The 23,721-nt window shown below is 47.3% G+C and carries 20 protein-coding genes; 12 read left to right on the forward strand and 8 right to left on the reverse strand.

The features are described from left to right. Positions 1-142: 142 nt before the first annotated feature. A complete protein-coding gene (gene lon, locus IE165_RS01485; RefSeq protein ID WP_189624821.1) occupies positions 143-2,605 on the reverse strand; it encodes an endopeptidase La in 2,463 nt (820 codons plus the stop codon). Between the two features lie 297 nt (positions 2,606-2,902). On the opposite strand from lon, the gene IE165_RS01490 reads away from it, so the two are divergent. Next, the gene (locus tag IE165_RS01490; protein WP_189624822.1) at positions 2,903-3,574 is read left to right on the forward strand and encodes a tetratricopeptide repeat protein; all 672 of its coding nucleotides are present in this window, start codon (positions 2,903-2,905) and stop codon (positions 3,572-3,574) included. A 349-nt stretch (positions 3,575-3,923) separates the two neighbouring features. Next, positions 3,924-4,640 (forward strand): superoxide dismutase, encoded by a 717-nt coding sequence (locus IE165_RS01495; RefSeq protein ID WP_189624823.1) that lies wholly within the window; start codon positions 3,924-3,926, stop codon positions 4,638-4,640. A 103-nt stretch (positions 4,641-4,743) separates the two neighbouring features. Here IE165_RS01495 and IE165_RS01500 read toward each other — a convergent pair whose 3' ends face one another. Further along, complete coding sequence (locus tag IE165_RS01500; RefSeq protein WP_189624824.1) at positions 4,744-5,352, reverse strand: hypothetical protein; 609 nt, start codon at positions 5,350-5,352, stop codon at positions 4,744-4,746. Positions 5,353-5,694: 342 nt separating this feature from the next. On the opposite strand from IE165_RS01500, the gene prpB reads away from it, so the two are divergent. The 3 genes from prpB to IE165_RS01515 are packed head-to-tail and all read left to right on the forward strand — an operon-like array spanning position 5,695 to position 9,229. Beyond that, complete coding sequence (prpB, locus tag IE165_RS01505) at positions 5,695-6,591, forward strand: methylisocitrate lyase (protein WP_189624825.1); 897 nt, start codon at positions 5,695-5,697, stop codon at positions 6,589-6,591. Beyond that, entirely contained in the window at positions 6,575-7,726 is a 1,152-nt protein-coding gene (gene prpC / locus IE165_RS01510; protein WP_189624826.1) for a bifunctional 2-methylcitrate synthase/citrate synthase, read from the forward strand. The genes prpB and prpC overlap by 17 nt, the downstream gene beginning before the upstream one ends. 51 nt (positions 7,727-7,777) lie before the next feature. After that, positions 7,778-9,229, forward strand: a complete 1,452-nt coding sequence (locus IE165_RS01515) for a bifunctional 2-methylcitrate dehydratase/aconitate hydratase (RefSeq protein ID WP_189624827.1) — start codon at positions 7,778-7,780, stop codon at positions 9,227-9,229. Positions 9,230-9,320: 91 nt separating this feature from the next. On the opposite strand, the gene IE165_RS01520 is transcribed toward IE165_RS01515, so the two are convergent. Beyond that, positions 9,321-11,513 (reverse strand): 3-hydroxyacyl-CoA dehydrogenase NAD-binding domain-containing protein, encoded by a 2,193-nt coding sequence (locus IE165_RS01520; protein WP_229826264.1) that lies wholly within the window; start codon positions 11,511-11,513, stop codon positions 9,321-9,323. Beyond that, positions 11,479-12,651 carry an acyl-CoA dehydrogenase family protein gene (locus IE165_RS01525; RefSeq protein ID WP_189624828.1) on the reverse strand — a complete coding sequence of 391 codons (1,173 nt, stop codon included), beginning with the start codon at positions 12,649-12,651 and terminating at the stop codon, positions 11,479-11,481. Before IE165_RS01525 ends, IE165_RS01520 begins: the two co-directional genes overlap by 35 nt. A 227-nt stretch (positions 12,652-12,878) precedes the next feature. On the opposite strand from IE165_RS01525, the gene IE165_RS01530 reads away from it, so the two are divergent. Both IE165_RS01530 and IE165_RS01535 read left to right on the forward strand, forming a co-directional pair. Then, positions 12,879-13,235, forward strand: a complete 357-nt coding sequence (locus IE165_RS01530; protein ID WP_189624829.1) for a hypothetical protein — start codon at positions 12,879-12,881, stop codon at positions 13,233-13,235. A gap of 449 nt (positions 13,236-13,684) precedes the next feature. Continuing rightward, positions 13,685-14,866, forward strand: a complete 1,182-nt coding sequence (locus tag IE165_RS01535) for a thiolase family protein (RefSeq protein WP_189624830.1) — start codon at positions 13,685-13,687, stop codon at positions 14,864-14,866. A 207-nt stretch (positions 14,867-15,073) separates the two neighbouring features. Here IE165_RS01535 and IE165_RS01540 read toward each other — a convergent pair whose 3' ends face one another. Beyond that, positions 15,074-17,104: a M3 family metallopeptidase gene (locus IE165_RS01540; RefSeq protein ID WP_189624831.1), complete on the reverse strand. Its 2,031-nt coding sequence runs from the start codon at positions 17,102-17,104 to the stop codon at positions 15,074-15,076. A gap of 60 nt (positions 17,105-17,164) precedes the next feature. Further along, a complete protein-coding gene (locus tag IE165_RS01545; protein ID WP_189624832.1) occupies positions 17,165-18,085 on the reverse strand; it encodes an NAD(P)/FAD-dependent oxidoreductase in 921 nt (306 codons plus the stop codon). Positions 18,086-18,487: 402 nt separating this feature from the next. On the opposite strand from IE165_RS01545, the gene IE165_RS01550 reads away from it, so the two are divergent. Together IE165_RS01550 and IE165_RS01555 are read left to right on the forward strand one after the other, a co-directional pair. Continuing rightward, entirely contained in the window at positions 18,488-19,210 is a 723-nt protein-coding gene (locus tag IE165_RS01550; protein WP_189624833.1) for a ferritin-like domain-containing protein, read from the forward strand. A 22-nt stretch (positions 19,211-19,232) separates the two neighbouring features. Continuing rightward, positions 19,233-20,060 carry a ferritin-like domain-containing protein gene (locus IE165_RS01555; protein ID WP_189624834.1) on the forward strand — a complete coding sequence of 276 codons (828 nt, stop codon included), beginning with the start codon at positions 19,233-19,235 and terminating at the stop codon, positions 20,058-20,060. 154 nt (positions 20,061-20,214) lie between these two features. Here IE165_RS01555 and IE165_RS01560 read toward each other — a convergent pair whose 3' ends face one another. Both IE165_RS01560 and IE165_RS01565 read right to left on the reverse strand, forming a co-directional pair. Next, positions 20,215-21,066 (reverse strand): anti-sigma factor, encoded by an 852-nt coding sequence (locus tag IE165_RS01560; protein ID WP_189624835.1) that lies wholly within the window; start codon positions 21,064-21,066, stop codon positions 20,215-20,217. A 2-nt stretch (positions 21,067-21,068) separates the two neighbouring features. Next, the gene (locus IE165_RS01565) at positions 21,069-21,632 is read right to left on the reverse strand and encodes an RNA polymerase sigma factor (RefSeq protein ID WP_229826265.1); all 564 of its coding nucleotides are present in this window, start codon (positions 21,630-21,632) and stop codon (positions 21,069-21,071) included. Positions 21,633-21,750: 118 nt separating this feature from the next. Here IE165_RS01565 and msrB point away from each other — a divergent pair, with 118 nt between their 5' ends. The 3 genes from msrB to IE165_RS01580 all read left to right on the forward strand — a co-directional run bounded on the left by msrB (position 21,751) and on the right by IE165_RS01580 (position 23,720). After that, positions 21,751-22,287 (forward strand): peptide-methionine (R)-S-oxide reductase MsrB, encoded by a 537-nt coding sequence (gene msrB / locus IE165_RS01570; protein WP_189624836.1) that lies wholly within the window; start codon positions 21,751-21,753, stop codon positions 22,285-22,287. A gap of 80 nt (positions 22,288-22,367) precedes the next feature. Beyond that, a complete protein-coding gene (locus IE165_RS01575; protein ID WP_189624837.1) occupies positions 22,368-22,928 on the forward strand; it encodes a fasciclin domain-containing protein in 561 nt (186 codons plus the stop codon). 120 nt (positions 22,929-23,048) lie between these two features. Next, a complete protein-coding gene (locus IE165_RS01580; protein WP_189624838.1) occupies positions 23,049-23,720 on the forward strand; it encodes a MarR family winged helix-turn-helix transcriptional regulator in 672 nt (223 codons plus the stop codon). Position 23,721 lies beyond the last annotated feature (1 nt).

A 23,721-nucleotide genomic window follows, 5' to 3' on the forward strand; every position in this document is an offset into this window, starting at 1 on the left:
TACAGAAAAGGGGAGCATGCCCTTACATTATGGGGCACAAAGGTAAGTCATTTCGTCTAAAATGTATAAGGGGAGGGATAATTTTGCAAAAAAAAGTATACCACCCTGTTTGCAGGATGGTATACGCAATCAGACGAATATGCTACGTCAATTTTAGGGTAAGTTCTTTCGCATTTTTGACCTTTTGTTCCATTAAAGCTAATTCGATCACTTCAGACATTCTCGTCACGTAGTGGAAATTTAAATCCTTGATATAGTCTTCTTTGATCTCCAGAATATCTTTCTCGTTGGCTTTGCAGAGGATGATTTCTTTGATGTTAGCGCGTTTGGCAGCCAATATTTTTTCTTTGATTCCGCCGACTGGAAGCACGCGTCCACGTAAGGTAATTTCACCAGTCATGGCCAACTTCTCCTTTACCTTACGTTGTGTAAACAGCGAGGTAAGCGCTGTCAGCATCGTGATCCCCGCAGAAGGTCCGTCTTTTGGTGTAGCTCCTGCCGGCACGTGCACATTGACATCCCATTGATCGAACACTTTGTAGTCGATGTCAAAATCTTCGGCGTGCGAACGCAAATAAGCCATGGCGATGGCGGCCGATTCTTTCATCACATCACCTAGATTTCCGGTCAAACTAAGTTTCCCCTTTCCTGGGCTAAGGCTTGACTCTATAAACAGGATATCGCCACCTACAGAAGTCCAGGCAAGTCCTGTCACGACGCCAGCTACCTCATTATCTTCGTACAAGTCTTTGTCGAAAATAGGGGCGCCCAAAATCTCTTCTACCATCGGTGCATCGATCTTCGGACTGTGCTCTTTCTCCATCACGATACGGGTGGCTATGCCGCGAACGATCGATCCAATCTTCTTTTCTAACCCGCGCACGCCCGACTCGCGCGTATATTCATCGATGATCTTCTCTATGACTTTGTTGTTCAGATTGGCATCTTTCTTCGTCAATCCGTGTACCTCCAATTGCTTAGGAAGCAGGTGCTTTTTTGAAATTTCGATTTTTTCTTCGATCGTGTAGCCGTTCACTTCAATAATCTCCATCCGGTCGAGCAGGGCAGGCTGTATACCATTCAGGGAGTTGGCCGTAGCAATAAACATCACTTTGGAAAGGTCGTATTCCATTTCTACGTAATGGTCGTAAAAGTTGGTGTTCTGCTCTGGGTCCAACACCTCCAGCAGTGCCGAAGAAGGATCTCCTTTAAAGTCGGATCCAAGCTTGTCGATCTCATCGAGCACAAATACCGGGTTGGAAGCACCTGCTTTCTTTAAGGATTGTATAATCCGTCCGGGCATCGCGCCGATATACGTTTTGCGATGTCCACGAATTTCGGCTTCGTCGCGCACACCTCCAAGCGCCATACGCGTATACTTCCGTCCTAGCGCCTTGGCTACCGATTTGCCCAGCGATGTTTTCCCTACACCCGGCGGCCCCACCAAACACAAGATAGGGGCCTTCATGTTGTTTTTTAATTTCAGCACCGCCAGGTACTCGATAATACGGCGTTTAACTTTCTCTAGACCATAATGATCTTTGTCCAAGACTTTCACGGCGCGGTTGAGATCGAAATTATCCTTGGTATAATCACCCCATGGTAAATCCAACAGTAACTCGAGGTAATTGATCTGCACCGAATAGTCTGCCGCCGCAGGGTTTATGCGGCCAAGCTTTTCCAGTTCCTTGCTAAAGTGTTTATGTACTTCTGCAGGCCATTTTTTTGCGCGGGCACGCTTTTCAAGTTCCTGCATTTCCAAATCGGGCGTATTTCCACCCAACTCCTCTTGGATCGTCTTCAGCTGCTGGTTAAGAAAATAGTCCCGTTGCTGCTTGTCCAAGTCTATACGTACCTTGTTTTGGATTTGGTTTTTCAATTCCAAAAGCTGTATTTCCGTAGTCAAATGTTCCAACAATGTCTTGGCCCGCTTGACAAAATCCTTTGTTTCCAACAAACTTTGCTTTTGCTCGGTCTCGAGCGACATGTTGGAAGATATGAAGTTCACCAAAAAGGTTGGACTTTCAATGTTTTTGATCGCAAGGCCAGCCTCGCTCGGCAAGTTGGGCGAAAGCTGGATAATCTGTAAAGCCAATTCCTTGATGGAAGATATCAATGCCTTAAACTCCCTATTGGCCACTTTCGGTTTTTCCTCAGGCACCCGTTCCACGCGGGCTTTCAGGTAAGGCTCAGCGCTTACCAGTTCCGTGATTCGAAAACGTTGTTTTCCTTGTATGATAACCGTCGTGTTGCCATCCGGCATCTGCAAAATTTTAATGATACTAGCTACCGTACCTATTTTATGCAGTTGATCCACCGTAGGCTCTTCGATGTTCATGTCCTTCTGTGAGAGCACACCGATGGTGCGATCGCTCTTATATGCTTCTTTGACAAGCTTTATGGATTTGTCACGGCCAACTGTAATCGGAATAACAACACCTGGGAAAAGTACCGTATTGCGCAAAGGAAGAATGGGCAAGATGTCAGGTATGTCCGCTTTGCTCATTTCCTCTTCGTCCTGTGAACTCATCAGGGGAAAAAACTCGGTGTCTTCATTGATGACAGAAAGTACCTGATTGAGGTCAAATGTGTCGTTTTTGTTCATATATATATGTGTTCATCCGACATTATGTCAGATTTTTAGATAGTTTCTATTCGAATAATTTATTTCCCCTATAAATGCAAGAGCGATGCCAACTTTAAAATTTGGTACTATTTATGTTAAGAAAGAGAATGTCATGTTAAATCGATCCAGCTATGTAATTGGAAACGAAGTCTCCATGCAAAAATGTGGAAATGTTAATAATTTCGCATTGTGTGCTTAAACTATTTAACAGAGATTTATGTCAACTGTATTGATGTAAAATAGGAAAAAAATAATAGAATCCATAAAATAGAGAATATGAAACGTAGATTTTTGAATAAGCAGTGGAAGACGGTAAGATTGGGCTTGGCTGCCGCAGCAATAGCGCTCGGTACATTGGGTGTGCAGGCACAAGATCAATCGCAGCATAGCAATCCGAATGTTCGTTTAGGGCAGAAGGCATTGCTCGATGGCGATTTTAAAGCAGCTGCCGGCCATCTGCAAAAGGCACTTCCTTCGGAAGCCAATGACCCGGATGTACAATATCTGCTCGGATATTCACAATTTCACAACGGTGATTATACCAAGGCCATTGAGACCTTTAAAAAGGTGATAGCGTTGGATGCCAAGCATACGTCTGCTTACTACTATAAAGGGAAAGCAAGTAACAATTTGGCTGTTGCAAATAGCAGCAAATTAACCAATGCCGCAAAAGAGCAACTGTTGAAAACAGCCATTGAAGATTACAGTAAAGCAATCGCCATCAATGCAAACGATGCAAAACTTTACCAAAATAGAGCTGTAGCATATCGCGATTTAGGCATTCTGACAGGAACTAACGGCGCTGCGAATTACGATAAAGCGAAAGCTGCGGATGCGTATGGCAAAGCGGTGGTAGACTACGAAAAGGTTTTAAGCTATGATGCTTCACGTAAGGATATACAGACCGAAGTGAAGAAAGTGAAGGTTTATCGAGATAACTTGAAATAGTTAATTAAATTTAGTAGGATAACGGTGAACAGCAATTTTGTTCACCGTTTCTTTTTTTGCTTTTTAAATAGTTAGCGAGCCTACATCCGTGTGGCCAATGCAATGGGATGAAGGCTTCCTCGGCGTGAAAGCTTGGTCTGCTGGCCTTCCTTTAAGGAATTTGTATTCGCGAGTGTAGCTTTCCTAATTTATGGTTATTTTAGCTCAGCAAATACGGCGAGAATGGATGCTGCCCGTTTTGGTTTGCTTGAAAAGCCAGCAGTATCTTTGGATGAGGATATTGGCTCAGCCGTGCAGCAGCAGCTACCGTGCGCACGATCAATAAAAAAATGCAGGATTACATATAGATATGAAGAATAGAAGAACATTTATTAAAAATAGCCTGGGGCTAGCCGCCGGGCTAGCTGTGGCGAAGGTTGGCCAGGCAGGTTCATTTTTGGGAAACACGTCGGTGCTTGCCTTCCAGTTTGCACAAGAGCCTTTAGCGTATGGATTCAATGCGTTGGAACCTGCGATTGATGCGCAAACCATGCAAATCCACTATGAGCGGCATTACGGCGCCTACGTGAAGAATGCGAATGAAGCCATTGCTGCAGAAAATGTACAGGCTGCCGATGCGGCAACTATTTTTAAGGAGATCGATAAATATAGTGCGAAATTACGCAACAACGCGGGTGGAGCCTACAACCATGCTTATTTCTGGAAAACCTTGCGCGCGCCTAAGGCGGATAATAAACCTACAGGAAAGTTGGCCTCGGCAATCGACAAGGCTTTCGGAAGTTTCGATAAATTTAAGGAGGAATTTACCAAAGCCGCTACCCAACAATTTGGTTCGGGCTGGGCTTGGTTGGTTGTCGATGCCGGTAAACTTAAAGTTGGCGGGACGCCTAATCAGGATAACCCGCTGATGAAGGGTGTGGCGCTTCAGGGAAAACCGTTGTTGGGGCTCGATGTGTGGGAGCATGCCTACTACTTAAAATACCAAAATAAACGTCCAGACTATGTCGCTGGCTTTTGGTCGGTGGTGAATTGGGACGAGGTACAGAAACAATTTAGTGCCACGTAGTAAAAGTCAACAAGCTAGTAATATCGTGTTGCATGCCGTGCGCACCCGTATCCGATAACCTTTGCTATGCTGCCGAGCATAGTAAAGGTTATCTTTTTTTTTGCTATTTTTCCGCTAGACAGCCCGTTGTTGGCTGTTGCTCATATTTGGCCAATAGCGCAAAGGATGTCAGTGTCGAAGCTGCCGACGTACAGTCTACATCCTTGTTGGGCAATTGATCCGGTATCGGATTATCATTTGCTTTGCTGCGCATCACGTAGTTTTTCTGCAGACAACGGAAAGGTTGTTCGTTTCTGAGGTATATCCTTTGTTCAATGACTTGGTCTTTTGTCGCCCCTTCAGCAGCCCCATGCTCGAAAGACCAAGAAGTTGCTCGCCGAAATTGAAAGAACGGCTTTCCATCGCGCACAAAGAACGTTTCGTGCACTTCGTGGTGACTGTATTCACCATAGTAGTGTTTGATAAGCACTAAACTGCCTTTCTCGGTGAAATAGATCACGCGACCATTTCGTTCACCATGGCAATCGTAGTCGAAAAATGTACTGTCCATGGCGCCCTTTTCCAGTCGGCTCATCGTTTGCGTGTATGCATCCTGTATGGCAGCAACCGTTTCCAAGGATTGGTGTGCGCTGGAATTCAAAGAATCATCCGGTTTGATCGATTCGTCGTGTATTTTTGCCCTGCCGTCAGTTGGCTCTTTTCGTGTTTTCATATGGCATGCGCTGAGGCATATCATGCCCGCAAGTAAAAAAAGTAGTTGTTGCATATCGTGTGTCTGCTATCCTGAAGAATAACGGCGTATGTCGCTGTTTGTTTTTACTGCCTCGTTTCCTTCGCAGCATTCCTGTTCACGCTTCTTTTATTTCTATCTATGGACTTATCGTCAACGGGTACTTTTCCGTCCACGCGTCGAGATTCTGTATTAAAATATTTTTCGTACATTTAAGGGGAACGGTTGCTGTGTAGCGTAGATAAGGCAGACAGCACCCTTGATGTTGACCAGATGCTGCGGGTAGCTTCCGCTGGCGATTGTTTTATAGCAATACCCAATTATATGATATATTCTCCGGGTCTTCGGTTTAGGGAGGCCATGCAAAATGAAAAACCCTTACAAATCGTTGGTGCAATTCATGCCAACCATGCTTTGTTGGCCGAGCAAGCTGGGTTTAAAGCAATTTATTTGTCGGGCGGTGGCGTGGCGGCAGGTTCGCTTGGTATACCTGATTTAGGGATTACCAGTCTGCAAGATGTACTTATTGATGCAGAACGAATCACCAATGCCTGTTCGCTGCCCTTGCTGGTCGATATCGATACGGGCTTTGGGCCTTCTGCATTTAATATCGAACGCACGATACGGGCACTCCTCAAGGTGGGTGTTGCAGCGGTGCATATTGAGGATCAGGTGGGCGCCAAACGTTGCGGACACCGACCGGGGAAGGAATTGGTGTCTGCAGCGGAAATGTGCGACCGGGTAAAGGCTGCAGTAGACGCCAGGACGGATGAGAACTTTCTCATTGGAGCACGGACGGATGCTTTGGCTAGCGAGGGCTTGGAGAAGGCGTTGGAGCGTGCCGTCGCCTACAAGGCGGCAGGTGCGGATTTTATATTTGCCGAAGCGGTACACACGCTAGAGGAATACAGGCGCTTTCGTGCAGCGACAGGTTTGCCCATACTGGCGAATATCACCGAGTTTGGGCAAACGCCCCTGTTCACGGTAGCGCAGTTGGCTACTGCTGCTGTGGACATGGTTCTGTATCCACTGTCTGCATTCCGCGCGGCAAACAAGGCCGCAGAAAATGTATATAACAGTATTCGGCGTGATGGAACCCAAGCTGCGGAAATCCATGCCATGCAAACACGTGAGGAGCTATACAAGAGCATAAACTACTATGCATACGAAAACAAATTAGATCAATTGTTTAATACCGATCAAGATGGAAAAAGCAAATGAAACAGGTTTTAAGCCCAAGAAAAGCGTTGCCTTATCGGGTGTGGTGGCTGGCAACACGGCCTTAAGTACGGTCGGGAAAAGTGGAAATGACCTGCACTACCGTGGTTATGATATTTTGGATCTGGCGTGGAAAGCGTCTTTCGAAGAAGTAGCATACTTGTTAATATATGGCGGTTTGCCGACAGAGCCACAGCTGCATACATTCCAGTCTCAAATGGCTAGTCAACGGGGCCTCCCTATTGCGATACAGCGTGTCTTAAAACAGCTGCCCACGACAGCGCACCCCATGGATGTGCTGCGAACGTATGTGTCTTTCTTTGGTAGCTTACAGCCTGAAAGAGAAAGCCAGCCCTTGGCGGCTGCCCGAGACATAGCAAGTCGTCTGATGGCTTCCATGGCGTCGGCACTTTTATATTGGCATCACTTCAGTCAGAACGGCCGTGAAATTGCTGTCGAAACAACTGACGATACCGTGGGAGGACATTTTCTACATCTGCTGCATGGCCATGCACCTTCTGCCTCATGGGTGCGGGCCATGCAGGTGTCGCTGAACCTGTATGCCGAGCACGAGTTTAATGCTTCAACGTTCACTGCGCGCGTTATTGCCGGTACGGGGTCTGATATCTATTCTTGCATCGCCGGAGCCATTGGAGCGTTACGTGGCCCGAAACATGGGGGCGCCAATGAGGTGGCTTTTGAGATCCAGAGTCGCTATGCGGATGCCGACGAGGCCGAGGCTGATATCCGCAAGCGATTGGCCAACAAAGAAGTGATCATTGGTTTTGGACATCCGGTTTACACCATTGCGGATCCGAGAAATGAAGTCATCAAGCGCATAGCCAAGGAACTGAGTGAAGAAGCGGGAGATATGACGCTCTACCGTATCGCCGAACGACTCGAACAGGTGATGTGGGACGAAAAACGGATGTTTCCTAATTTGGATTGGTACTCGGCCGTGGCTTACCACATCATGGGTATTCCAACAGAGATGTTCACGCCGCTATTTGTTATTTCGCGCATCACCGGTTGGTCTGCGCATGTGTTTGAGCAGCGGCAGGACGGTAAGATCATTCGCCCAAGCGCCAACTACACAGGGCCGGATAACCGGGATTTTAAACCTATTGCCGAACGATAGCACCCGCGGGATCGTAGATAATCATCGTATGAGTTGTTTAACATAGCATGTATGAGTACATATATTTCGAATGAAAGACCTGAAGTTGACCAGGTAATAAAAGATATTGTCGACTATGTTGTCCATTACAAAGTAGAGAGTCCAGTGGCTTGGCGTACGGCCTTCTATTGTTTTCTAGATACCATGGGCTGCGGCTTTGAGGCACTAACCTATCCGGCATGTACCAAGATGCTGGGGCCGGTCGTGCCGGGAACGGTTGTGCCACACGGCGCCAAGGTGCCCGGCACCGCCTACCAGTTAGATCCGATACAAGCAGCCTTCAATATCGGCACGATGATACGATGGCTAGACTTCAACGACACTTGGCTGGCTGCCGAATGGGGGCACCCCTCGGATAATTTGGGCGGCATATTGGCTACCGCGGATTGGCTAAGTCGTACGCGCATCGCGAATGGAGAGGAGCCATTAAAGGCGAAGGAACTCCTGGAGGCGATGGTCATGGCGCATGAGATTCAGGGGGTGCTCGCTTTGGAGAACTCGTTCAACAAAGTAGGGCTAGACCATGTGCTACTGGTGAAGGTGGCGTCGACGGCGGTGGTTGGCAAGATGCTAGGTTTAAGCTATGACGAGCTCGTCAATGCGGTGTCCTTGGCGTTTGTCGATGGGCAGGCGCTGCGCACCTATCGGCATGCGCCAAATACAGGCAGCCGCAAATCGTGGGCGGCGGGGGATGCTACTTCGCGGGCTGTTAAGCTGGCACTTATCGCCAAGACGGGCGAAATGGGGTATCCATCCGTGCTCACAGCCCCAGTTTGGGGATTTTATGCGGTGTCGTTCCAGGGTAAGGCGTTCCAGTTCCAGCGCAATTACGGTAGCTATGTGATGGAGAATGTCTTGTTTAAGATCTCTTTTCCGGCAGAATTTCATGCACAGACAGCCGTAGAGGCTGCTATGCAGCTGCATGGCATGTTGAAAGAGTTGGGGAAAACGGCTGACGATATCGCGCAGATCCAAATTCGTACGCACGAAGCTGCCATTCGCATTATTGATAAGAAAGGGCCATTGCACAATCCGGCAGATCGTGACCACTGCCTGCAGTACATGGTTGCTGTGCCGCTCTTGTTTGGACGATTGACGGCCGAGGATTACGAAGATGCGGTGGCCAATCATCCGCAGATCGATGTGCTACGCGCCAAGATGAGCTGCCTCGAGGATACAAATTTTACCGAGGACTATCACGATCCCGAGAAAAGAGCCATTGCCAATGCATTGACCATCGTCCTGAATGACGGCACGGTTTTGCCTGAGGTGTTGGTGGAATATCCCATCGGACATCCCCGTCGTCGGGAAGAGGGCATTCCCAAGTTGATTGAGAAATATAAACGAAATCTGAAGCGCGTGTTTGCTGAAAAACAACAGCAGGCCTTGCTGCAGACTACGTTGGACTATGATACCTTTATTGCGCTAGATGTGCATACCCTCGTGGATATGATGGTTCATTAGTCAGGAAGAAATTGCTGAAGAAGTAGTTTTGTACGGCGCGGGACGAATAGATCACCCGCGCCGATTTTATGTCCTGCCCCTGGTTCCAGACTTACCGTTGTCCTTTCCAATTGGACTCCAGCCCATCATAAAAGCGGAAGTCTGATTCCGCCAATTGCCTAAGCCTTTCTGGTATATGCCATTCATCACCATACAAAGCGAATGCACGGCAATCGTTAACAAAAGTTCGTATGCCCACCCCGTCGATGTAGCTGAATACACCACCTGTGTGCCGCGGGAAGCCTATGCCAAGCACAGAGCCGATGTCGGCATCGGTAACGTCCATCAAAATGCCTTCTTCCAAACAGCGGAAGCTGTCTAACGCCATCACGTGGAGCAATCTTTTTTGGATAGTTCCGCTTTGGTCATAGACTGCTTTTTGGGCGATGCTAGGGTCGTTCCATATAGCTCTCTTTCCCGTTGTTTCGTCATAATTGTAAAAGCCTGCACCTGTCTTACGTCCATTTCGCCCATCTACGACAAGCGATTGCAGGTACCGGTAGCAGCGTTCTTGTCCGGAATGTAGCTGTGGCAAGCTGTCATATACCTGCAACATCAGTTTTAAGGAAATCTCATCTAGCACGGCCAATGGACCAATGGCGAAGCCCGCTTTTTGCGCTTCCTGTTCGATCAATGGAGCAGGAATCCCTTCCAAAAGCATGGTAACGGCTTCTAAAAGGTAATTGAAGAAAATACGGGATGTGAAAAATGCCGGTCCGTCGGACACGACAATAGGAACTTTCCCGAGCTGGTGCGCCAATTTCATTGCCTTATCCACGGTAGCGCTGGCGGTCACATCAGCCCGTATAATTTCGACAAGTGGCATCCGATCTACCGGAGAGAAAAAATGCATGCCGACGAAGCGGTCGGGGTTTGGGCTAACGGATGCCAGTGTATGGATAGGAAGTGCGGTGGTATTGCTGGCGAAGATGCCGCCATGTTTAAGGAAAGGTAGGCTCTCTTTCGTGACGGCAGCTTTTAATTTTACATCTTCAAAAACCGCTTCGATAATCATATCTGCCTCTGCAAAATGTTGGACATCAGCAGTTGGATAGATACGGCTAAGTAAATTTGTTTGATGCTTTTCGTTTATTTTGCCTTGGTCGACCAACCTATCGGTCAGCTTTTTGGCATAGGACTTTCCGCGCTCCGCTGCTGCTTCGTCTACATCTTTTAAGACCACATCGATACCGGCGCGGGCCGCTTCATACGCAATTCCTGATCCCATGATGCCGGCACCCAGTATCCCCAGCTTGCTTGTGGGTGAGGCAACTTTTTCCGCTGCTGAACGACGTGCATGGTTAACGTTACAGTAGAGCGTGCGCAGCATGTTTAACGTTTGCGGTGCATCCCATAGGGAGGCCCATGCGTTGTTTTCCTGGCGCAGGTTTTCTTCCAAGGCGTCTTGCCGATGCGTTGCTACGAGCTCGAAAAAAAGGTTGTCAGCAGGAACTAGACCGTTGCTTTTCCCTCGCAGGGAGGAGAGCACAGCATCGACCGCCAGACGCTGCTGTTCTTGGTCTCTGTGTTGTCTGTCCGCTCTATCTGTTTTACGTATCCAGCGCTTGGCCATGTCGAGCGCTTGCTCAACGTCTGCTGCCTGTTGGTGGATCAGTTCCCATTCCTGCGCTTCCGCAGCCGAAAGGATCGTACCGTGGTAAAGGAAAGGAATGGCCTTTGCTGGATCCATCAATTGAAGCAGGAGCGAGGTGGCACCAAAACCAGGGAACAATCCCGACGAAGATGTGGGGAAACCGATTTTTACGTTTGCCGTGCCGATGCGGTGGTCGGACCATAGCAGTGAAGCCAAACGGAGATCCGTCGATACGGCCTCAAGAATAGAGACGATTGGTTTGTGTTTAGCTCTTAGATGCAAGAATTTCGTGCTTAATACCTGCATTCGATCGGCCATGCTCGCCGGCCCATGCGATGCCTGCAGAAAATACTCCGGATCGAAGTCTTCTGCAACAATCGGACTGCGGTAGATCAATCCTTTCACTTCCGTTTTGTCAAGCTGCAGCGCGGCTTGCTCCAAAAATTCGTCGAGGCGCTCAAAATACTGCGCACCGTGCGATAGCGATGCTAACTTTGGACCAATATAGATGATGCCATCCTCGTGTTGTTCCACGCTTATGTATGCAAAGCTTCCTGTGGGTTTTTTGCTCATGCTTTTCTTGTCTTTCGTGCCAGCCATTAATGGCGACACCGGTTTACCTTTCTTTCGCTCTATCGTAATCGACCCCATCGATCACCATTTTTGCGATGATCTCCAGCATAATTTCTGAGGTTCCCGCGATAAGCGTTCCTACGCGTACATCACGATAGAGGCGGGCAATCTTATAGTCTTCGGTAAAGCCATAGCCTCCAAAAAGTTGCAGACAGCGATTGACGACGCCTACTGCCAATTCACTCGCTTGCAATTTGGCGATAGAGCATTCCTTCACCGCATAACGCCCCCACTGTTGCAGATCGCAGCAATGGTAAACAAATGCTTTCGTTGTTTCTATTTCTGCCGACATGGTTGCAATCCGGTGCCGCAACGCTTGGAATTCCTGTAGTTTTTTACCGAAGGTTTCGCGGTTTTCCATATAATCCAGTGTGTAGCGCAATGCCGATTCGGCGGTCGCCAAACTATGGATGGCCGCGGTAAGCCGCTCCAGCTGCAAGCCATCCATCAAGTATTGAAACCCTGCGCCCTCCTCGCCAAGCAGGTTGGCCACCGGAACTTCTACCTCATCGAAACTTAGTTCGGCCGTATCTGACGCATGCCAGCCCAGTTTTGATAGTTTGTTGGCCTGCACGCCCACGGCGTCCCGGTCGATCAGTAGCAGGCTGATGCCTTTGCTTCCTTTGGAAGGATCGGTCTTTACGGCAGTGATGAAAAAGTCGCCATAATAGCCATTGGTGATAAAGGTTTTTGATCCGTTGACATAGTAATAGTCGCCGAGACGAACGGCGGTCGTTTTGATGTTCTTAACGTCCGATCCGGCACCCGGTTCGGTGATGGCCACGGCGCTGACCAGATCGCCGGCAATAATGCTCGGCAAGTAGCGCTCCTTCAGTGCAGAAGAGCCATACTTTAGGAGATATGGCGCCGACATATACTGTATCACCAGTGCCGAAATGGTAAATCCGCCCGAATAACAATAGGAGAGCTCCTCGCAAAAAATCATGCTGTAGTAAAAATCCAGATCCAGTCCTCCATATGCTTCGGGGTAGTTGAGGCCCATAAAACCCATTTCGCCCATCTTTTTCCAGATGGAACGGTCAATCTGCCCTTCCTTTTCCCATTGATCTACATAAGGGGCTATCTCCTTGCGTATAAACGCCCGTAAAGTTTCGCGAAATGTTTGATGCTCATCTGTCAGTAATGTTGCCTGCATATGCGCTAAAGTTTTATAATGGTTACCTTTTTTTTTTCTTTGAACGGAAAAATATGTACACTAATGTACAATAAATAGATGGTTTTTGGGAGAGATTGTCTATATTTATTTGTGAATAAATCAGATTTTTTGAATTATCTGAGTTGAAATGCTACATATTTTTTATAAGTATAAAGTGGAAGATAAATAAACATGCATTTGTAGGTAAGGTGTAATATAATAACCTAATGAAATACAGCATCCAATTTTTAATAGACCTTATTGAGTCGGATAAAATACCTGCTTCCATTAAACACGATGTCTCGTGCCTTCTCGAGTCTATCGACGACTGGCCCAATACGGTAGACGATTTAGATGATTTTGAGCGGCAGTTGACAGAAAGCGTTCACGCCGAACTGACGATTATCAATTTAAAGAACTACGCAAAGGAGCTGTGTGTAAAAAAAGATGCTTGGAAAATGGAAGCCCTCAGCTCATTGTATCGATTGTATGATCGGTATGCCCATGGGGTAGTGTTGCATGAAATTTTAAATCCCATTAAAAGGTCGGTTGATGAGTTGAAGACTGCCGGTGGTATCAATTAACCTTCTATATTTAGTTCTGTATTTTTTACTGGTAGGAACGAAGCAGCTCAAAATGTTTATTAAGACAAGATTGCCATGATTACGATAGTCGGAGGTCAATCAGTTAAGTTTTAAAAGTTAAAAGACGGGGGAATTTGTTAATATCAAAAGAATTTTTCCTCCTAAAAATTTCATCTCCTACTTGAAGCTTCGCTCTTATGAGGTTGGCAATTATTGTATAAGGTTAAATCGAAGAAACCATTGGTCCGTCTACACGGATACCACCGCAGTGCAAAAGCAAAAAAACTAAGCAGAAATTCCCTATCTTTAAAGCATAAACTTATTCATGGCATCCTTCGCTTGACGGGAAGAACAGGCAGCACAATGGTCGTTGTCACAGATGTTGACGCTAAGTGCAGGGCAGACCTGCTGGCATTATTTCGGAGGATTGCCATGCTAAAAAATCGATTATGAGTACAAGAAAGGTATTTATTGTTGCGGCAAAGCGCACAGCTATTGGAAGCTTTGGTGGCAGCTTATCCACACTATCGGCCGTGGAGCTCGGTCGACGCGCAGTGATGTCTGCATTGGAAGCGTCGGGAATAGATCCGGCGGAAGTTGACGAGTTGTTGATGGGCTGCGTGTTGCAGGCAGGCCTGGGGCAGGCACCTGCGCGGCAGGTGGCTAAGTTGGCGGGCTTGCCAGATCGGGTGACGGCAACGACAATCAACAAAGTATGCGCCAGCGGTATGAAAGCCGTTTCTTTGGCTGCGCAAGCCATATTGCTGGGCGACGCCGACGTGGTGGTTGCTGGTGGTATGGAAAGCATGAGCCGCGTGCCCTATTACTCGCTTTTTAGCCGTTGGGGTGCCAAATATGGAAACCAATCCCTGCTGGATGGCTTGCAATACGACGGTTTGCAGGATGCCTACAACCAAGAGGCGATGGGTGTATTCGGAGAGCTATGTGCTGAAAAATACGCGATTGGCCGCAGCGAGCAGGATGCCTATGCCCTGGCGTCTTACGAGCGTAGCCGAAACGCGTGGGAGCAGGGCAAGTTTGCGCAGGAGGTTGTTCCGTTGACGCTAAAAACCAAGAAGGGCGATCAGATCGTTAGTGAGGATGAAGAATTTAAGCAGGTCGATATTGCGAAAATCCCACATCTGCGCACGGCTTTCAAAGATGGGGGGAGTATAACGGCGGCGAACGCGTCCACATTGAGCGATGGTGCGGCAGCACTTGTTCTGATGAGCGAAGAGAAAATGTTGTCCCTAGGGATAAAGCCGCTGGCAGAAATCGTGGCCTATGCTGATGCGGAGCAAGAGCCGGCTTGGTTTACCACGACGCCTAGCCTCGCCGCGGAAAAAGTACTGCGGAAGGCCGGCTTATCCGTCACGGATATGGATTACTTTGAGTTTAACGAAGCCTTTTCTGTGGTGGCATTGGCCAATGCGCAAATTTTAGCTATCCCTTTGGAGCAAGTCAATGTATATGGCGGAGCGGTATCCTTGGGACATCCACTGGGCTGCTCGGGCGCACGCATTCTCACGACGCTAAGCAGCGTGCTTCGGCAAGAAGGCGGCACCTATGGTTTGGCCTCCATTTGCAATGGCGGAGGAGGGGCCACGGCCATGATCTTGAAGGCTTGCTAGCCAAGCGAATAACCCTGCGAAGGACAGGGATGTTTTTGTGCGTTTCTTCCACCCCTGTCTGCAGCTAGAGGTTTGGCAGAAAACATGCCTGCTATTTTTGCTGTTTGCAGGATTTTTTCAAAAGAAAAGCACGCGAAGTTTTGCGAATCTTCACGTGCTCTAGCCTATAAATTTTGGTGTCGTACCAGCATAGGACGACCGTTCTATCTAATTTAAAAGTCCGGCGCGTCTTAATAGAGCGTCCACCTCGGGTTCCTTTCCGCGGAAGCGCTTGTATAGTACCATGGGGTGTTCGCTTCCACCTTGCGATAGGATATGTTCTTTAAATCTTGCCGCCACTTCCGCATCGAAGATGCCTGCTTCCTGAAAATAGGCAAAGGCATCGGCATCCAATACCTCGGCCCACTTGTAGCTGTAATAACCGGAGGAGTAGCCGCCATTGAAAATATGAGAGAAGGAGGGGCTCATGGCATTTTCCTGTACGTCTGGATAAAACTGTGTCGCCGCAAAGCAAGCGGTCTCCAAGGATTTCACATCTGCAATGGCTGTAGGGTCGGCGCCATGCCATCCCATATCCAGTAATCCGAAACTGAGCTGTCGCAGCGTGGCCATTCCTTCTAAAAAGGAAGCCGAAGCCTTGATCTTTTCGACGAGGTGCATCGGAATTGCTTCGTTGGTTTCGTAATGGCGGGCGAATAAGGCCAAGGCGTCCTTTTCGTAGCACCAATTTTCCATGATCTGGCTCGGTAGCTCAACAAAATCCCAGTACACAGAGGTGCCCGATAGGTTGGGGTAGGTCGTATTGGCGAGCATGCCGTGCAGGGCATGTCCAAACTCGTGAAATAAGGTCGTTACCTCGTTAAAGGTCAACAAAGAGGGTTTTGTCGCTGTGGGTTTCGTGAAGTTGCAGACGATGGATACATGGGGTCGCTCATTGACGCCGTCTTTTTTATACTGAGGCTTGAACGAGGTCATCCAGGCGCCATTTCGTTTTCCCTTGCGCGGGAAGAAGTCGGCGTAGAATATGGCTACCAGCTGCCCCTTTTCGTCGGTCACTTCGAAGGTCTGCACTTCCTCGTGGTATTTATCTATCGTCTGTACCTCCGTGAAGTGTAGGCCAAAAAGTTTGTGGGCGACTGTGAAAGCGCCGTTCAATACCTTTTCCAGCTTAAAGTAAGGCTTGAGCAGTTCGTCGTCCAAATTGAATTTCTCCTGTTTCAATTTTTCGCTGTAGTAGGCGCCGTCCCATTTTTCGAGCTGCTTCAGCCCATCGATTTTTTTGGCAAATGCGCTAAGCTCTTCAAATTCCTTTGTTGCGGCAGGTTTCGCCTTTGCCAGTAGATCTTGCAAAAACGTATTGACCTTGTCTGGGCTTTGCGCCATGCGTTCTTCCAATACGAAATGGGCATGGGTGTTGTACCCCAGGAGTTGGGCCCGCTCGAAGCGCAGTTTGACAATGCTTAAAATATATGCACTATTGTTGTGTGCATTGTCCTGAAAGGCCTTACGCCCCGCAGCTAAACTGATCTCTTTGCGGAGTTCGCGGTTGTCGGCGTAGGTTACAAAGGGTATGTAGCTCGGATAATCCAAGGTAAATACCCATCCTTCCTTTTCCAACGATTCGGCAAGTCCTTTGGCGGCCTCTATAACGCCTTCTGGAAGGCCCGCCAAGTCCTTTTCCTCGGTGATATGCAGTTGGTAGGCATTGGTTTCGGCCAATACATTTTCGCCAAATTTCAGTTTCAATACCGCTAGCTCAGCATCTATTGCGCGAAGTCTCTCCTTTTTATCCGCCTGTAACAGCGCACCGTTTCGAACGAACCCTTTGTACGTTTTGTCCAACAGGGTCTGCTGTTCGGGGGTCAGGTTCAAGCTGTCTTTCTTTTTATAAACCGCTTTGACTCTTTCAAATAGAGCCAGATTGAGGTTGATATCATTGGCGAGTTCGGAAAGTTTGGGTGCAACTTCCTGCGCAATGCTGTCTAGTTTATCACTGGTCTCGGCCGAATGTAGGTTGAAGAATATGGAAGAGATACGGTCCAGTTCCATGCCCGAATAGGCCAATGCTTCCACACAGTTGGCAAAGTTAGGCTGCGCCGGCTGATCCACGATGTCTTGAATTTCAGCTTTTGCTTTGGTTATAGCTTCCGCAAAGGCCGGAAGGTAGTCTTCGGTTTTTATCTGCGAAAATGGAGCGGTGTCGTGCACCGTGTCAAATTGTTGATTTAATATTCCCATAGGTATAAAATTACGGTTTTTTGCGCGTTGTGCCCAGCCTATTTTTTAAAGCACACATCGCTAGATCACCTCCCTGTTGAATTCTTCCTCAACAAGCTCTCGATTGACCATGGCGCCTGTTAGGTTACCGGTGTATACGGCCGTGGCAACGGATCGCATCATCGAGGAGTTATCGCCGCAGGCGTACACACCATCCGTACTAGTCTTTTGGAAGCCATCGACTTTGATGTAGCCATTTTCCGTTAAGGCACAGCCCAGTTGCTGGTAAATATCGTCTCGTTGCACGAAAGGGGCGGCCACATACAGTGCATCCACAGCCTGTATATCCCCATTAGACAACTCCAAGCTGCTCATTTTTCCTGCATCGTGCTGTATCGCTGTTATGTCCACATCCAAGATGCTGATCTGGTTCCGCTTCAGTTGGGCAAGCTGCACCTCGTTAAAATGTTTTGGAGAAGTGATCAGGGTGAGGTTAGCTGTTAAATTGCGCACCATGCCCGCCAGGTGAAACGCCCGATCTCCATCCGCTAGAATGGCGGTTTCCTTTGTACGGAATTCATAACCATGGCAATAAGGGCAATGAATTGCCGTGATGCCCCAGCATGCTGCCAGGCCGGGAATACTAGGTAGTAAGTCTTGGATACCTCCAGCGAGGATCAACTTTTTTGTTTCGAAAATCTGGCCGTCAGCTGTTTCTACCGAAAAACCTTCAGTATATTTTTTAGCGCGCACCACGCTTCCTTGAAGCCGCGAAACATCGGGGTAGGACATCACCTGCGACTGGGCGAGCGTTGCTATTTCTTTTGGTGTCCGTCCATCTTGCGTCAGAAAATTATGCGAATGCGGGGTCTGCCGGTTGCAGGGTTGCTCGTCATCGATGATAAGGGTGCGTCTCAAGGAACGACCTAAAGACATCGCCGCCGATAGCCCGGCATAACTACCGCCTATGATGATGGCATCCCATGCCTTGTCTTTTTTCATACTTTTCTTTTTGTTGGTGCAACACAAAAATAATAGCATCAGTTCCATTTTGCAATATTGTTGCGTTTGTTCGATCTCTTATGGCATTCCGATGACGGATGATTGTGCAGGGAGCTTCTGTTTGCGGTCTAACGATAGAAGTGCTTACGGTCGTCAATTCCCAAGCCCTACTCTTGATTGGGCCTTGATATCAAAAAAAGTGATAGGATTGTAAATTCCTGCAAAAAGTGTCACCTCGCTTATTTATCACAAAAAAATAAATTTTTAAATAGCTAATAATCATTGTTTTATGTGTTTTTTCTGAGTCATTTAAAAAAAAATGACTTTTATTCAATCCAACTATCCAATCTCGTCGTAAGTAGGGATAAAGAATAATTATAAACAAAACAAATAAAAAAGGTTATGAAAGAAACGACCTCTACTAAAGAAAGCTTGACTGCTGCAGAACAGCAATTGTCGAGCAAGCAACTTCAACGAAGGAATTTTTTGAAGCTTGCAGGCGCAGGTGCTGCCGGTGTTGCCTTTTTGGGCATGGTTGGTTGTAGTAAAGATGATGACAATGGTCCCGATCAAGGGGGAGATGGATTATATTTTGGGAGTGGGGATATTGCGATCTTAAACTACGCCTACGCGTTGGAACAACTTGAAGCAGCCTTCTACATCGAATTGGCAAACAAACCTTACTCAGGCATCAGTGATTGGGAAAGAACATTGTTCACCGATATTCGCGATCATGAAATTGCCCACCGTGAGTTTTTTAAAGCGGCTTTAGGCACCAACGCCATCACAAACTTGGAGTTCAATTTTTCTGCTGTTAATTTTTCCAGCAGAGATAGTGTGCTCGCTACCGCAAAAACGTTCGAAGATCTTGGCGTTTCGGCCTACAACGGCGCTGGCTGGTTGATCAAGAATGAAGCTTACCTAGGCTTGGCTGGAAAAATTGTTTCCGTGGAAGCTCGTCATGCGGCGCTGGTACGTGATTTAATTAGCAACGGTTCTTTTGCAAACAGCGAGGTTGTTGATAGCAACGGGCTCGATGTGTCCAAAAGTCCAACCATGGTGTTGCAGGCAGCGGCTCCATTCATCAAATCAAAAGTGGACGTTCGCGATTTACCAACCTATTAATTTATTTCAAATTTAAAAGATCATGAATTTATTCAATATATTCGATTCAATCACGCAAGTGGATCCAGAGTTCAACGAGCGTGTTAGCCCCCGCCGCGACGCCATTCGTAATATGATGTCTTTTGGCAAGAAAGTTTCTTTGGCCGCTATGCCTTTTGTCTTGAGCGACCTTTTCAAACGGGCGTATGGACAAACTCCAACCGATGTGAACGGCGTTTTGAACTATGCCTTGACCTTGGAATACCTAGAGGCAGAGTATTATACCATCGGTGCGTCTACATCTGGGCTCGTACCGACAGGTGCACCGGCAGGCGCCATCGCTACGATCCGCGACCATGAGGTTGCGCACGTTGCTTTCCTGAAGCAAGTACTCGGATCAAATGCCGTGGATAAACCTACTTTCGATTTTACAGCTGGTGGTGCGTTCGCTAATGTTTTCTCCAACTACGATACATTTTTGGCCTTGGCGCAAGCTTTCGAAGATACAGGCGTACGCGCTTACAAAGGGCAAGCTGGTATTTTAAAAGGCAACCAGGTGGTCTTGACTGCCGCCTTGCAAATCCATTCGGTAGAAGCACGGCATGCTTCCCATATCCGCCAGATGCGTCGAGCACGCGGTGGAGCAGCAGCAAACATGAAACCATGGATCACCGGGGCTAACGATTCTGGCATCGGAGCCGCAGTAGATCCAATATATGCTGGAGAAGATGAAAAAGTACAGGCGGGTGTAGATATCACGACATTGAATGGCGTGAGCGGAAAAATTTCAACAGCTGCCGCGACGCAGTCTTTCGATGAACCGTTGGCTGCTACAGCTGTACTGAATATCGCCGGTCTTTTCATAAAGTAAGATTTGATGGATAAGTGGAGGTTGATGTAATTAGGCCTGTTCCTTCGGGAGCAGGCCTTTTTTTTTTAAGCAGGGCAATGGGGCAGACAGCTCATAAAAAAGCCTTTCCTACTAATTTCGGAAAGGCTTTTTTTTATCTAGCTTATCTTAAATCTTAAATGTTGCCGATGACATAGAGGTCGCTCAATGTAGGTGTTGGCTTACCGCCCTCATCCTCCAGCGTAATAGCAAAAGCCTGCGCTTGGGGAATGTTGTTCATTTTAAACAAATTGTCTGCAGATGCTAACGGCAGTACACCGGCATCTACAGGCTGCCCATCCACAATCGCCCAAAGTTGATATTGCTTACCTGTCGGGGCCGCGGGCAATTTGTCGGCTGTTAGGTACACGTTGGCATTTTTGGTATCCCAAAACACGACCGCTTTCAGATCCGGGAATTTCTCTACCCCCGCCAGCGATACGGTTTTTATGCTGGGTCGCTGCAACAGCTCCCAACGGCTATTTGCAGCGCTTAGCAACGTTTCCGCAGAATCGCGTTCTGCTAGACTGTTAGCCAACATCGCTTCGCTCTCTTGTCGCTCTTGATACAATAAAACATTGCCGCCTAAGCTTAGCGCCAACAAAACAGTGGCCGCAATGGCCAATACATTGTTATCCCGCTGACCAGGCAGCTTTAATACCTTTTCGCTGGTTTCAGGCTCCACCTTATCCGGTTGCGAGCCCCTTGTAACATCATCGGTATGCGTCACAGGTTCATCCGCCGCAGGATTTATTTGCTGGGAGCTATCCGCCAATTTGGCCCAAATTTGATCTTTGAGCTCTGGTGCTGGACTAACCGCCTGCTCTGCCGCAAAATCTTCTAACAACAGCTGTGCATCCAGGATCGCCTGTTGCACTTCAGGATGCTTTTGGCGCACGCAGTCCAAGATGCTCACTTCCTCTTCGGTAGCAAGACCAAGAACATAGGCCTCAATAATCCCTGATGATATGTATTCCTTGATATCCACGGCTACTGTTCGTTTAATATTCCACGAAGCTGCAACAATGCAGCTCTAATCCTCGTTTTAACCGTCCCCAACGGAATCTCTAAATTATCCGAGATCTCCTGTTGTGTGTACCCTTCGTAATACGCCATCTGTATAAGACGCCGCAAATCGGGCTTCAATTTACCTAGCACGTCACTCATTCCAATAAAATCTACACTTTCCATTTGATTCATATCCGCATATCGATGCGTCTCAGAACTATGTACGACATCTGGAAGCGATTGGTTTTTTTGTTCGTTCTGAACACGTCTAGATTTGATGTAATCGATGGACGTGTTTCGGGCAATATTGATCATCCACGTATAAAGGCGACCTTTTTCCTGATTGAAAAGTTCCACATGATTCCAAATTTTTACAAAGATATCTTGTATGACTTCCTCCGCATAGTTTTTGTGTAGCACAATGCGAATGACTACGCCATACAATGCTCCCGAGTAATTATCATAGAGGTAATTAAAAGCACGCTGATCTCTTTTCTTCAGCAAAGATATCAGATCGTCTTCGGAAAGGTAGTGTATTGGACTCAATCAATTATGTGTTTATGCCAAATATAACGATTAAACGTTATAAAAGTTGACAAAGTATGTTTTTATTTTTTTTCAATCCATAGCTTTTCTTTCATCGTACATCTCAAAAAAAGATCACATGAAAACGTTGATGAATCGTTACAGCCTTGCATGGCTTGGCATCCTTTTAGGGATAGCAGTTTCTATAGATTCCGCTGCGCAGGTTGCGCAGGTACCTAACCCCTATTACAGTAGGACGGATACCAACGAGATCCACGTGAGCAACAGCGAGTGGAAGAAAATTTTACCGGAAGCACTCTATCTAGTTGCTCGCGAGGGCGCTACCGAGCAAGCCTTTACCGGAGCGTATACGGATTTTGATGGTGTAGGGACTTACTACTGTGCGGTCTGCGGGAATGAACTCTTTCGTTCGACCGCAAAATTTGCATCTACTTGCGGATGGCCATCTTTTTACGAGCCTCTACGCGACCATTCCGTGATTTACAAAGATGACTACAGCCACAACATGCACCGGATCGAAGTGCGTTGCGGCCGTTGCGATTCGCACTTGGGGCATGTTTTCGATGACGGCCCCGTTACCGGTAAGCGCTATTGCATGAATTCGGTGAGTTTGGATTTTGAACCGGATCAGAAACAATTAATATTTAAAAAATAAAATCCAAGCGCATCAAATCATCGTAAGTGGATACAAAAGCAATAATAATTTTTAAACAAACAACAATAAAAATCAACAACATGAAAAAGACATCAATTTGGGCGTCCGCGCTATTAGCCTTGGCGCTAGCTTATCAACCGGGAGCTGTACACGCACAGGAAAAGACAGTGGTTGTCGGTGGTGCACCCATGTACCCTTCTAAAAACATTGTTGAAAATGCCGTGAATTCGAAAGACCACACCACATTGGTCGCTGCGGTGAAAGCAGCAGGCTTGGTGGAAACACTTTCTGGCAAGGGGCCATTTACAGTTTTTGCGCCGACAAATGCGGCTTTCGATAAGTTGCCCGCTGGAACGGTAGATAATTTGGTGAAGCCCGAAAACAAGGCGATGCTTACCGGTATCTTGACCTACCATGTCGTTGCTGGAAACCATAGCGCGGAAGATTTGTGGAAATTAACTAAAAAAGGCGGTGGCAAAGCGATGTTGACCTCGGTTCAGGGAGAAAAGCTTACCCTGTGGACAAAAGGCGATAAGCTTTATGTGCGCGACGCCAAAGGTAACGACGCGTTGGTCACCATTGCCAATGTACATCAATCTAATGGTGTGATTCACGTTATTGACACCGTATTAATGCCATAACTTAACAAATATATGTAACCCTTAGGTCCCTGCGCTGTGAAGCGCGGGGATTTTTTTATATATTTTGGTGTATTTGTAAACTATTTTTTGACTTTAATGTTTATTAATAAACTTATTTTTATGCAATATAGGTTATTAAGGGATGTTATCGATTTGCTTGCGGCATTTGAAGAAGAGGCGTTATCAAATGGCATGCAAGCAGATATCAAGCAGTTTAAACGTTGGTTAGCGAAAGACCTTTCGACGAACGCTATAGCTGCAGAGGAAACAGATTGGGTAGGCAAAAGGCAAGGGAGATCGGCGGATAGTGTGATCAGTACCTTGTTTGTGCATGTAAACAGATATGCCAAGATGTATGCGAAGGCTGCCATGCAAGGTTCTTCGTTTGCTACGCAGGAGGAGTTTATCTACTTGATCAATTTGCAGTCATTTGGTCCAATGGGGAAAATGGAACTCATCAAGTCTAACATCCAGGAAAAACCTGTCGGCATGCAGATTATCCGTAGACTGTTGAACCAGGGTTGGGTAAAACAACGTGACTCGCAGCGGGACAAACGTAGCAAGATTATTGAAATCACCGATGCGGGGATCCACGCATTAGCAGCACAGATGCCGAAAATACGGCAAGCCACCCAACTTATAGGTGGCGATCTTCGCGATACGGAAAAATTGGAACTTATTCGGCTTATGACCAAGCTTGATAACTTCCATAAACCTATTTATTACGCCAACCACGCCCCAGCCAATTTGTTGGATCTGGTTGCAGATAACTATTTAACACCTAACAATTGAT

The organism is Sphingobacterium griseoflavum, from assembly GCF_014653155.1.
Lineage (GTDB): Bacteria > Bacteroidota > Bacteroidia > Sphingobacteriales > Sphingobacteriaceae > Sphingobacterium > Sphingobacterium griseoflavum.